This is a genomic window from Heliobacterium chlorum (genome assembly GCF_014502795.1).
GTDB classification, from domain to species: Bacteria; Bacillota; Desulfitobacteriia; order Heliobacteriales; family Heliobacteriaceae; genus Heliobacterium; species Heliobacterium chlorum.
In genome coordinates this window covers 1-11,791 of record NZ_JACVHF010000042.1, presented here as the reverse complement: position 1 = coordinate 11,791, position 11,791 = coordinate 1, and the positions used below count along the sequence as shown (strand labels likewise).

General features: G+C 46.2%; 12 protein-coding genes. 11 read left to right on the top strand and 1 reads right to left on the bottom strand.

What is annotated here, in order from left to right; all coding sequences use genetic code 11:
• Positions 1-184: 184 nt before the first annotated feature.
• Entirely contained in the window at positions 185-955 is a 771-nt protein-coding gene (locus tag H1S01_RS18805; RefSeq protein ID WP_188041934.1) for a phage antirepressor KilAC domain-containing protein, read from the top strand.
• A complete protein-coding gene (locus H1S01_RS18800; RefSeq protein ID WP_341479144.1) occupies positions 952-1,908 on the top strand; it encodes a toprim domain-containing protein in 957 nt (318 codons plus the stop codon). The genes H1S01_RS18805 and H1S01_RS18800 overlap by 4 nt, the downstream gene beginning before the upstream one ends.
• A 400-nt stretch (positions 1,909-2,308) precedes the next feature.
• Here the strand turns inward: H1S01_RS18800 and H1S01_RS18795 are convergent, their stop codons facing one another.
• Complete coding sequence (locus H1S01_RS18795; protein ID WP_188041932.1) at positions 2,309-2,737, bottom strand: helix-turn-helix domain-containing protein; 429 nt, start codon at positions 2,735-2,737, stop codon at positions 2,309-2,311.
• 386 nt (positions 2,738-3,123) lie between these two features.
• Between H1S01_RS18795 and H1S01_RS18790 the strand changes: the two genes are divergently transcribed.
• The 9 genes from H1S01_RS18790 to H1S01_RS18750 form a co-directional block, all read left to right on the top strand.
• Positions 3,124-3,735 carry a hypothetical protein gene (locus H1S01_RS18790; protein WP_188041931.1) on the top strand — a complete coding sequence of 204 codons (612 nt, stop codon included), beginning with the start codon at positions 3,124-3,126 and terminating at the stop codon, positions 3,733-3,735.
• 73 nt (positions 3,736-3,808) lie between these two features.
• Complete coding sequence (locus H1S01_RS18785; RefSeq protein ID WP_188041930.1) at positions 3,809-4,492, top strand: hypothetical protein; 684 nt, start codon at positions 3,809-3,811, stop codon at positions 4,490-4,492.
• A gap of 39 nt (positions 4,493-4,531) precedes the next feature.
• Positions 4,532-6,811, top strand: a complete 2,280-nt coding sequence (locus H1S01_RS18780) for a DNA polymerase (RefSeq protein ID WP_341479143.1) — start codon at positions 4,532-4,534, stop codon at positions 6,809-6,811.
• The gene (locus tag H1S01_RS18775) at positions 6,790-7,725 is read left to right on the top strand and encodes a hypothetical protein (protein WP_188041929.1); all 936 of its coding nucleotides are present in this window, start codon (positions 6,790-6,792) and stop codon (positions 7,723-7,725) included. Before H1S01_RS18780 ends, H1S01_RS18775 begins: the two co-directional genes overlap by 22 nt.
• Positions 7,725-8,057 carry a PDDEXK family nuclease gene (locus tag H1S01_RS18770; RefSeq protein ID WP_188041928.1) on the top strand — a complete coding sequence of 111 codons (333 nt, stop codon included), beginning with the start codon at positions 7,725-7,727 and terminating at the stop codon, positions 8,055-8,057. The genes H1S01_RS18775 and H1S01_RS18770 overlap by 1 nt, the downstream gene beginning before the upstream one ends.
• Positions 8,057-8,509, top strand: coding sequence for a 4Fe-4S single cluster domain-containing protein (locus tag H1S01_RS18765; RefSeq protein ID WP_188041927.1), 453 nt, complete (start codon positions 8,057-8,059; stop codon positions 8,507-8,509). Before H1S01_RS18770 ends, H1S01_RS18765 begins: the two co-directional genes overlap by 1 nt.
• A complete protein-coding gene (locus tag H1S01_RS18760) occupies positions 8,506-10,416 on the top strand; it encodes an anaerobic ribonucleoside-triphosphate reductase (protein ID WP_188041926.1) in 1,911 nt (636 codons plus the stop codon). Before H1S01_RS18765 ends, H1S01_RS18760 begins: the two co-directional genes overlap by 4 nt.
• Positions 10,417-10,427: 11 nt before the next feature.
• Positions 10,428-10,904, top strand: a complete 477-nt coding sequence (dut, locus tag H1S01_RS18755; RefSeq protein ID WP_188041925.1) for a dUTP diphosphatase — start codon at positions 10,428-10,430, stop codon at positions 10,902-10,904.
• A 191-nt stretch (positions 10,905-11,095) separates the two neighbouring features.
• On the top strand, positions 11,096-11,791 hold a 696-nt coding region (locus H1S01_RS18750), incomplete at its 3' end, for an FAD-dependent thymidylate synthase (RefSeq protein ID WP_188041924.1).

Sequence of the window (11,791 nt, the reverse complement as noted above, 5' to 3'; positions counted from 1 at the left end):
TACTTTTCGGTCAAGGAATACACCTTCTGGAAAGATGGACAATGGATGACTCGTTGCCGAACGCTGGTTTCTCCCACGGGGATAGAATTCATCCGGAATGTTCTGAAGCGAAGAAAACTGGCCTCCTAATGGATGCCCATCGAAGAAACCAAAACTTCAAACAATAATTAGGAGGACGACATCAATGACGAACTTATCTTTGCAAGTGATTGAACAACAGGGCCAACGGGTACTGACAACGACTCAACTAGCCGAGGCGTTTGGGACGGAAGCTGTAATCATTAGTAACAACTTTAACCGTAACAAAGACCGATATACTGAAGGGAAGCATTTTTTTACGCTAGAAGGCAAGGCAAAACGCGATTTTCTTAACTATCATCAATTTGATATCAGTCTTAAAAAGGCCAAAATTGTTTACCTATGGACCGAAAAAGGTGCTTGCCTAAACGCCAAAAGCCTTCAGACGGATCAGGCATGGCAAGCATACGAAATGCTGGTCGACGAATATTACCGATTGAAAGAGCAGACGTCGGAGGCCACCTTTGAAGGCCGAATCATTCCCAAAAACTATATGGAAGCATTGGATGCTCTTGTCCAAACCGAAAAAATGCGACTAGAGCTCGTCGCTAAGGTTGAAGCAAACGCACCGAAGGTAGAAGCGTTTGATACCTTTATCGAATCCCACGCTTGGCAGACGATTGCGGAGGTGGCCAAGTCGCTAAATGATGGTCGTAACCGCGTTTATCAAATTCTTCGTGAAGAAGGCATTCTCATTAAAAATGGCTTTGATAAGAACCTACCTCTGCAAAAATATATTGATTGCGGGTACTTTGCCGTCAAAGAATACACTTTCTGGAATAATGGGCAGTTAATGACCAAATGTCGAACGCTGGTTTCTCCCAAAGGTCTAGAGTTCACTCGGAAAATCCTGAAGCGGAGAAGCCAAGCGTCGTGATCACCATCCTCAACCATCAGCTTAACGTAGATATCGAAGCAGAACTTCAAAAATATGATTGGCGGCGTCCTCGTTGGAGGGGGGAGAAGTTTTTGGCCTGCTCCCCTTTCCGTAACGAACGCAATCCTTCCTTTGCCGTTCATCTCAAAACCGGAGTATGGATAGATAGCGGTAGTGATGGCGATGAATGGAATAAAGGCAGTTTTCCAAAACTGCTGTCGTGGTTACGGAACGAGACTGTATGGGAATCTGAGGATTATCTGTTGCAGTCCTATTGTTTGAATCTCCAAGACATCGACCATGTTCAACTTTCGTTTAACCTGTTCTTAGAATCTCCCAAAGTCGGACCTTTGTCCGCCGACCTGTTAACACAGTATCGATTCCGCCACCCGTACCTGTCGAATAAGCGTGGCATCGAAGAAAAGTACCAACGGGCCTTCCAGATTGGTTACGATCGGCAGAATAAGGCCGTCACGTTTCCATGGTTCGATAAAGATGGCCAACTGGCGACAGTTAAATTCAGAAGTATAAACCATAAGTGGTTCTGGTATCACCCTGATGGACAACCCATCAAAAACCATCTATACGGCTTAAATATCGTCAACAAGACGGGTAAGACCCGCTTATGTATCGTAGAAAGCGAAATCGACGCCATTACCCTCTGGCAAGCCGGTCAACCAGCCGTCGCTCTCGGGGGAGCCAACCTATCAAGGCGGCAACGGGAGTTGATTCTGCAATCGTCAATCGAAGAGTTGATTATCGCCACCGACAACGACCAACCTGGAAAAAGGATAGCCGAAAGTATAATCCGGCAGTTGGGAGGATACGTTCATCTTAAATGCCTTCAACTGCCGAAGTCTGTCAAAGACGTCAATGATTTGACAAAGGTTGAACTTCTCCAAGTGAGGCAACAAGTTAAGGACTGCTGTTACTGGGAAAAGATAGCTTCCTAGTGGCGTGAGCTATTTGAATAAACCGTAAAGGCCAGTGGCAACGAGTGCCACAATGGTTGTTATGGTCAGCCAAAGGACCATCCGAGATTGGATTGGATTTTTAAGTACGTACCTTTTATTGGGATTTAGCTTTAGGTCAATGAATTGAATGATTACTTCAAGAACTTCTCCGAGACTTTCTGGGTTTGTATGCAGAGTTTCCTTAACTTCATTAACGGATGGCATCCGCCATACATTACAATCTTTGGCTTCCCGGTTGACGCGAATCTGAAGAAAAAACCAACAACCAAACGTCCAAGTAAGGATGATTAACCCTAGACTATACAAAAAAAGGGAAATGTAACGATCTAAGTCGCCCGACGTCAAGTAAATTCACCTCTTTCACTTCTTGTCCCTGCTGTTATTCGTCACCGTTTTCCTTTCCAATCTCCCGAAGAAAGGTGTGATATACATTAAAAAATTCATCATATAATGCCTGTTTTTGGTCCTCGGTAAGACGTTTATCTCTTGCGATCTGGGCAACGGTCTTTTGTAAGTTTGGATTTTGTTCCAGTTCGTCTGCGGCTGTCGCCGATACTTTTCCAAACCGATTAAATAAATCCTCAATATCTAATTGAAAAAAATGGGCGAGTTCGAAGATTAGTTTATCGCTGGGCATCTTAAACCCGCGTTCGAGCTCAGACAGATAGGGAACCGATACTTTTAGCGATTCACCAAGTTCATTGAGCGTGATACCCTTTTCTTCTCTCAAGCTTCGTAAATATGAACCGACTTCGGAAAGGCGAATGAGCTGCTCGCCCTTTTCTTTGGCGGTCATCTTTTTTGCCATTCATACCCATACCTCTCTATCAAGTACAATTTTTAAGATATCCCTATCGAAAGGTTACTATGAACGAAATGGATTCCAGTCGTTTACATCTATACGCACTGTCAATATAGTGGTATCTTTATCGTGTTGCTAGTTTAACCAACCAGCTAACTCAAAAACCACGTAAGTCGGAAACACAAAAAGTCACAGAATCGATAACGGTTATCTGGGTTTCATGGAATCTGTTCCTGACCCAGATAACCGTTTTTTGTTCCTTGAAAACTGAATATGAAAATTGGAAGCAATTACAAACGTCACAAATGACGAAAAAAAGCGACATGATGTAGTAGAGGGGTAATTACAAGCCCCCACAAACATCCGTCGCTACACAAGAAAGGACAGTTAAGTTGACATTCAAAGAACTGGACCGAAAAGCAGATGCGTTGGCAACGATGTACTTGAGAAGCGGTGACGGCCAGACGTTCGATGACTTGTTCAAACTCATGCAACCGATTGTAAGAAAGGAGGCGTATAAACGGTCTCTCAATACACGAGGGCTTCTCCACTATGATGACTTGGTCAGTGGATTTAACGAAATGATTTGGGTAACTGCGGTTCACTACAAAGAAAAAACAAGATTTACCCAACGGTTACGTTTCAATCTGAATCAAAAGGCGATCGCACTCTACAGAGAAAGTTTACAAAAGAAAAACATCCCGCCAGAAATGACGATGTCTCTTGAATTTGAGGACAACGTAACGGGCGAGACGTTAATCGACCTCATTGAAGACTCAGAAATGACCGATGACGTCGTTATCATAAAAAAAATGCTCGATGAGTTCTGCAAAACTCATGAGCATTATGGAAAAATCGTTCGAATGTTAGAATTCGGAATTACCATGGACGAGCTATCAAAGATGTTAGGTGCTGAAACCTACGATGATAAAACTCGTCAATTGATAACCCGAATAAAGAGAAAGCTGTTAGGGTTTTTGGCTTCAGAAGAACAAGTTGCCTAACAACAATCGGTTTTATTATAACCGATGAAATAAACTTTATAAATATTAAATGATGGTACAGGAGGAATTTACTTTGTCAATTGTAACAGCACGGGGAAAAGCGGCAAAAGAATCCATGGCGAAGAAGTCTTTCACCATTGATTTCAAAAAAGTGTATATGCGATTGAAAGATGGAGAATCCGTTCGTGTTCGGCTCCTAAGCACAGAGGATTATGTGGAATACCGTTCCCACGGCTCCTTCGCACATGGAATTTATACGCAGCCTTGCATCAAGCCAACAGGACAAGCCTGTGCTCATTGTGAGGCAGCCAGTTCCGGGGAAGAAGGGTTCGACGTACTGCGAGCCAGGAACCGGTATATGTTCGCCTTTGCCGATGTAGATGAAGGGATTCTCCGAGTGTTCGACGCTTCAAAAGGTCAAGCCCTAGGACTGATTGATACCATCGAGCAGTATGCAGGGGATATTCACGATGTGGCATTTATGTTCAAACGGACTGGCAGTCGGAAAGATACGGTGTACTCCTTAAACCCCATCCTAAAGCTAAATGCGAAAGACCGTGAGAAGTTTGACCAACTGGCTGATACCGTTGTTGAAGATTCGTTTTTCGAACAAGTCCTTCAACCTCGGAATCGTGAACAACAGATAAAAGAACTGCAAACCGCTGGGTTCCCCGTCACGAAAGTCTTCGGAGTTACGGAAGAGGAAGAATGTGTGCCGATTCCGCCGAATGACGATGCTCCCGACAGTGTTTTTTAATGGGACGGGTAAAACCGTCTCCCTTTCACCCGACTGGAGGTGAGCAGAATCAGTCTTGATTTTAGCCGATTAGAAAAGCCGGAAAGCAGTCTTCTAACAGACCGTGTCCGTGAGGCTCAATTAAAAAATAATTTGGCCCAACGGGAGCCCACATGGGACGAAGTATGGGTTACAGGCTGGGTCAGTCATACAGGAGCCAAAAAGAAGGCCATTTTTCAAACTGGCTTAACGGACTTAGATAAAAAGCGATTAAAGACCGTCAAGGCCGCGATTGATGACGGTGAACTAGGGATAGGCGTTGAGAGCTTAAAAAAGTTCACGAAGGCCCATGCTCTCCGACTATGGCGAGAACTACAGGAGAAACGAAAGCAGGCTATTCTTACTGAAATGGTCGTAAATACCCCAGGCAATTACCGCCTGATTCAGACAGAAGCCCAATTGGAACGACTCGTCGATGACCTAAAGGGCGAATCTGTGATTGCCTTCGATACCGAAACCACCGGGCTGGACGTATACAACGATGTTATTGTCGGAATGTCGATCACATTACCTAAGGCGGATTATCACGTATATATCCCGGTGGCTCATAAAGCTGGCACACAGTTGAAGCGATCACGGGTCCTCAATGCACTACACCCCATATTGACAGACCCCGCGATCGGTAAGGTGCTCCACAATGCCAAGTACGACATCCACATGCTGGTTCGCCATCGAACTCGGATGAAGGGATTGCTTCATGATACCCGGGTGGTGATGGCCTTGTTGAATGAGAATGAGCCGTCCTATGCACTTAAAAACCTAGCGACGAAGTACGGGAAGTATCTGGGATTCAAAGATTCTAGCCATACCTATGAGGATCTCTTTGGAAAGACTCGATTCGATGAAGTTCCGCTAGATGTGGCCCTGGTGTATGCCGCTAAGGATACACATCTCACTTGGAAGCTATATGAATGGCAACGGGATCACTTATTAAAACGGGATGCCTTACGCCAACTGCATCAAAACGTAGAGAACCCGTTGATTGATGTCTGCGTGGATATGGAGCAGAGTGGTTTTCTCATCGACCGCGACTATGCGGTGCAGTACGGCGATGAACTTCGGCTAGAAATCATTCAACTAAACAAAGCACTGGTGGACCACTTCGGCGAAATTAATTTTAACTCACCCATCCAACTGGCCCGGAAGTTTTACGATGAGTTGAAGTTACCGGAAGTCAATGGCCGGTCAACAGACGTAAAGACACTGAAAGCCTTAAAGGACAAACATCCGGGTATCGAAGTCTTGTTGAAATATCGGGAGTTATCTAAGTTACTCAGTACGTATGTTGAGGCTCTGCCGGGACAAATAAAACCGGATGGACGAATTCATGGTTCCTTTAATCAGGTATCCACAGTGACAGGCCGGTTTTCTAGTAGCGAGCCCAATCTACAGAACTTGCCGCCCAAAGCAAGAAAGCTAATCGTGGCTCCACCCGGCAAACTGCTGATCGGCAGCGATTTCTCACAAATCGAACCTCGAGTTTTGGCTCATATCAGCGGGGATCAACATCTTCAAGAGCCGTATTTGAACGGCCAAGACCTGTATTCCACGCTGGCAAGTCGGGTATTCAAAGTTCCTATTGAAGACTGTGGAGATGGAACAAAGTACCGGAAGATGATGAAGGTCGGATTGTTAGCGGTGATGTATGGAACCAGTATGCACACGCTATCGAGCCAGCTTGGGATTACAGTCGACGAAGCCCAACAGTTCATCCGAGACTTTTTTAGAACCTACCCCAAAGTCCATTCTTTCATTAAAAAGACTCATGAGTTCGTAAAGGAAAATGAGTATGTGGAAACCCTGTATGGCCGAAAGCGAAGATTTCCGGGACACCGACACAAAGCAAAGGGTTACGATTCCTTGGCAAAAGAAATCTGTTCCATTCTTGGCGTCGACGAACTTCCGCTCAACATCTGGAGAAACAACGATATCCCCAGGGACTTGAAACGTAAGTTTTACGATATTAAAGGCGAGGTAGAATCGGTACGACGGCAAAGTGTCAATGCGATCATTCAAGGAACTGCAGCTGATGTGATGAAGAAAGCCATGTTAAACCTATATCAATACTGTTCGAAAAAAGGCTGGTCTTTATGCGGGACCGTCCACGACGAGGCGTTGATGCTGGTGGATGATCACATTACTCGCTCTGAAATACAGAAAATTGAACAATGTATGACTTCAGCGGCTCAATTAAATGTACCGTTAAAAGTTGACACTGAATTGATGACCCGATGGGGCGAGGGGAAACCGAAAGGGGAGTGGTTTGCATCGGCAGCTTAGTAAACCGTAACGGGGCGATAAATCTACGAGAAAAAGTTTTAGCCGAGAAGAACAGCCGAGGTACAGAATTGACCAAAGCTATCCTTAGGCACTTTGACGCGATTCATTTCATTGAAGTTAAACAAGACCGTGAAATCGACAGGCTGTTTTTAGAGGATGAACTACACGGTGTGAATAGTGATTCCAGCGAGTTAGGATTTGAAGATGGCGTCATAACTTTCTCTCCATCGTCCGCTTATAAATGTGAACGGGAACTTTATTTCAAAGTAAAACACGTAGAAGCATCATTTGTCGACCGCTTTCCATACCAACGTCGATGGGCAAGGAACGGCACAGCCGTTCATGGAGCCATGCAGAAAGACTTACTGTACGCAGAAAAGCACCTTGATAAACCAAGATTTACTGTGGTTCGGACCAAAGATGGCAATCGACCAGCTTGGGAAAAGAATATCCGTCGAGTGAAGCAGTTTGCCCACAACGGCCAGCGGTTCCAATTGTACGGCATGATGGATGGTGTCCTTCAATATCAGCCAGACGGGAGCAAAATCGGATTGGAGTTTAAGACCAAGTCCACAACCCTTGGCGTTATTGGGGAGTACAAAATGAAAGATGCCCAAGCCGATCACAAAGAACAATGTGTTGCATACTCACTGTTATTTGGCCTAGATGAGTTTCTCATTGTGTATGAATCCCTAGCGAAGGACGGATGGACGAAAGGGGCCGAGGCCAAACCGGACATGCGAGCCTTTTATATGAAGGTATCCGATGAAGACCGTAATCGACTGTTAGATAAATTTGCAGACGTAGCCGGTATGTGCTACACCAACGAACTGCCTCGGGCCATGGTGGAGAAATGCTTCTTCTGCCTATATAAACCTCACTGCCATCAGGTGAGCGAACGGGCGGCAGCGTAATGGGGCGAACGAATTATCAGCGAGGCTATGAAATTGAGCGAAGGATTGTTCATGAGTTGACCGAACGAGGATTTCTGGTGTTGAGGTCTGCCGGTTCCCATTCTAAAGTCGATGTGCTTGGAATCAGCCGTAGACGAATCTTAGCCGTACAGTCCAAGCGAACCAAGCGGTTCTCCATGGCGGCCTATCGAAAAGAGATTGCTGATATCCAAGCGACCATTAAAGAACACAACATTGATGAAGTAATCGATTTTGAGTTCTGGGTTTGGGTCGATAGGCAAGGGTTTCGGAAGTGGAAAGTGACAGCGACCGACGTAACGGAGGTGGCATGATGACCACGGTTCGGATCGCTGGCTTTAATGACCTGAATACATCCGACGCCGACGGCATCGCCTTTTGTATCTTCTTTCAAGGATGCCATCGACAGTGTCCCGGTTGCCACAATCCTGAACTGCAATCATTTGATTGTGGGAAAGAGATGGATACCGACGAGATTATCCAGCGAATCCAAGCGAATCAACGATTCTATGATGCCGTGGTCTTTGTCGGTGGGGAGCCTATGGAACAGCCGAATGCGTTGAAGGTATTGTTGGCAGCAGTCAAATCCATTGGGTTGAGTACATGGCTGTACACGGGCTACAACATCTTCTCGATTTCCGACGACATCATCGACCTATGTGACGTTATCATTGCCGGGGAATACCGTCAGGAATTACACACTGGCGGATTCCCGGCCAGCTCCAATCAAATCATTGTGGACCGACGGAAGGAGAAGGTGGTTTGAAGATATCCCTAACGTTTGAACCTGGATTCGATGCCCTCTATCAGAAGTTTGCGAAAGACCCCGTTGGAATGAAGATGTTGGAACTGGAAGGAATCAGTCCAAACAAGGTTGATGTGGGGCAGATGTCCCACGACTATTTTACCAAGCGACTGGCCGATGCCAGTGTCGATCAGAACGCAAACTCCAATGAGGAACTGTCTGCCAACAACTATCAGGCCGAGGTCACCAAAGGCATCTTGAAATTGGAAGGGTACTATCTGCTGTGGCGGTACAGCAAGAAATGCTTCGGCATCCACAGGGCCAATCAGTTGATATCGGCCATATGGCAAGGAGAGTTATACTTTCACGATAGCTCCGGGCAAGGGATTCAGATCCCGTACTGCTTCGCTTTCTCCGCGGTGAACTTGATGATCGAAGGCCGTCCGTACGGTCAACTGAGAAGCCTACCGCCCAAACGGTCAGACAGCTTTATGGCTCAAGTGACCGAAGTTGTGATGGATCTAAGTCAAGAGTTTGCCGGTGCGGTGGCTCCCGGCGATCTTATCGTCAACCTTGCATGGTATCTAAAACAGGAAGGACGCAATCCGGAAAACCCAGATGACCGGGACTACATCGTTAACCTCTGGCAGAAGTTTGTTCATGTAGCCAACAACAAGTTTCGAACGAGTGGGCAGTCACCGTTTTCTAACGTATCTATCTTTGACCGTGAGAACCTGAAGAAACTTTTTTCCGGATATCGCTACCCCGATGGTTCGGAAGTCGATGTCGAGTACGTCATGCAAATTCAGAAAATCATTGCTGAGTTCTTTGCGAACGGCGATCCCTCGTCTGGCCTTCCGTACCGATTCCCTGTCATGACGGCCAACCTATGTGTAGATGAGAACCGACAGCCTTTAGATGAAGACTTCCTGGAGTTTATCAGTCGAATCAATGTAAAGCTTGGTGTGCTGAACATTTACGCCAATGAAGGCTCCAAGATTGCAATGTGCTGCAGGTACGTCAATGATACCGAACGCATGAACTACAGGGCTGACAGCTTCGGTAACGGCGGCCTTAATATCGGTTCCCACCGGGTGGTTACAGTCAACTTCCCAAGGCTGGCATTGGATGCCCGTGATGAAAAGCACTTCTTCACTCTATTGGAACGGCGAGCACAGATGGCCAGGGATCTGCTGTTGGTACACCGGGAAGAAATCTTACGCCGACGGGTAGAGAAAGGGTTCCTTAAATTCTTCAAACCACTGGGATGGTTTTCGCTGGACATGCTGTTCTCCACCATCGGTATTCACGGTCAATATGAGATGTGCGAGTTTATGGGACTTCCGATGGAAAGCAAAGAGGGTCAAGCGTTTACCGAAAAGGTACTGAAGCGAACGGAAGAATACGCTACCTCCTTTAGCCAGGAAACAGGTCATTCCTTTAACACTGAGGAAATTCCGGCGGAGAGTACAGCGGTGTCGTTAGCCAAGAAAGATCGCCTAGTCTACGGAAAACTTCAGCCGTTTGAACTTTACTCCAATCAATATATCCCGCTAATCGCCGATATGGGCAGTGTAGATCGCATCAAACTGACCGGTCGCTTTATGAAACTTGTTAGCGGTGGCGGCATCCTGCACCTTAATGTTCAAGAACGCATTACCGACCCTATTATAATGAGGAAACTCATCCTGATTTCCTTATCGGAGGGAGTAGAACACTTCGCCATCAATTATGGATTTGGTGTTTGTGCCAGTGGCCATACGTCCATTGTGGGGACCGGTAAAAACTGTCCGATCTGTGGCGAACCGATTGTTGATTACATGACCCGAGTGATTGGGTACTTCACGAAGGTCTCCTCATGGGGAGATATTCGGAAGAATTACGAGTATCCGAAACGACAGTTTAACGAACTGCAAAAAGCAGGGTAGGAGGGACCAGATTGAATATCTCTGTGAAGAAACTTCACCCCGACGCCATCGTCCCTCAACGTCAGACACCTCTCGCCAGTGGCTTTGACCTGCATGTTTTGGATGTCGTGTCGCCCAGGAAAACAGGAGCTCCGTATGACGATAGATTCGATTCTATGCTGCTGCAACCCAGCGATCGTATTCTTGTTCGCACAGGAGTTGCCGTTCAGATTCCAATGGGGATGGAAGCTCAAGTACGTCCTCGTAGTGGGTTGGCGTTGAAACATGGCGTGACCGTGCTGAATACACCAGGAACCATTGATACCGATTATACCGGAGATATTAGCGTGATTCTAATCCACCTTGGCGATGAGCCCATTAATATCTCAAAAGGCGATCGTGTGGCCCAACTGGTGTTTCAGCCTGTATTCCATGAAGTCGTGTTATCGCTGAAGGATCGTATCCACCTAACTGGACGTGGAATCAGAGGTTTTGGTCATACAGGCTGAGTCATCATTATGAAATCGATCTTTACAATGGCAGGGAAAGAAGAACGTTAGCAAGTTGAAGAAGAACCCTGAAATGAAGCCCGAGAAGAATCCGGAAAAGAAAAACATTTAATCGCCTCCCTTTTCCTATAGTGTGAACCTTTGATAACTTCATCATTCAAAAGGAGGACAACCATCTGTTCAAGATTGATATGGATCAGATTCGCTGGAATTCTCGTGTCCATCTTGACCCCGAACGTATCTCAGACATCTACAAGATTGAATACTTCATTAATGAGAACTACGTCGACGAAGGATTCACTCCAATTCAACACGGTCGAGTTATTGCCTTGCGGGCCACCGATAAAGGTCGTAAATCTAGTGCCTTTGCATCGGCCTTATATCTGGGAAAGTATGACGATATGGGCAACACCGACCGGTTTCTCAACGGCATGGTCAAAGCAGGTCATTCCTATGAACCCATCCGGGGAGAAACCGTAACATTCCTCTTTATCGGCGTGAGTAAAACGGTCTACGACCATCTCATTACCTACACCATCCGAAATCGCCGAATTGCCGGAGGCTTCCGAGCAAATAAGCCTTGGGGATTTGTGATTCCCTACGAAGCAAAAAATCCAGACTGGTATGTTCGCATGATGGAACAGCAGCTATCCCGATGTGAAGAGGTTCTAACAAATCATCCCGAGGAACCACTGCAAGCCATGCGATCTCTGTATCCAGTTGGAGTAATGATGCCACCGTTCATGCTGGATTTCTCTGAGGAAGCCCTGGTGAAGAATGTTTTCAAGCAACGTCTTTGGGAACGTGGTGCTCAAGGCGAAACCCGTGAAATCGTTAATTCCATGTTTGAGGCTATCCGCACTCTGGACGCCGAGAAGTGGGATACG

Bases quoted from the DNA above. Each gene is read 5' to 3' on its own strand.
- H1S01_RS18805 (WP_188041934.1), top strand. From the start codon at position 185: ATGACGAACTTATCTTTGCAAGTGATTGAACAACAGGGCCAACGGGTA.
- H1S01_RS18795 (WP_188041932.1), bottom strand. From the start codon at position 2,737: ATGGCAAAAAAGATGACCGCCAAAGAAAAGGGCGAGCAGCTCATTCGC.
- H1S01_RS18765 (WP_188041927.1), top strand. From the start codon at position 8,057: ATGACCACGGTTCGGATCGCTGGCTTTAATGACCTGAATACATCCGAC.
- H1S01_RS18770 (WP_188041928.1), top strand. From the start codon at position 7,725: ATGGGGCGAACGAATTATCAGCGAGGCTATGAAATTGAGCGAAGGATT.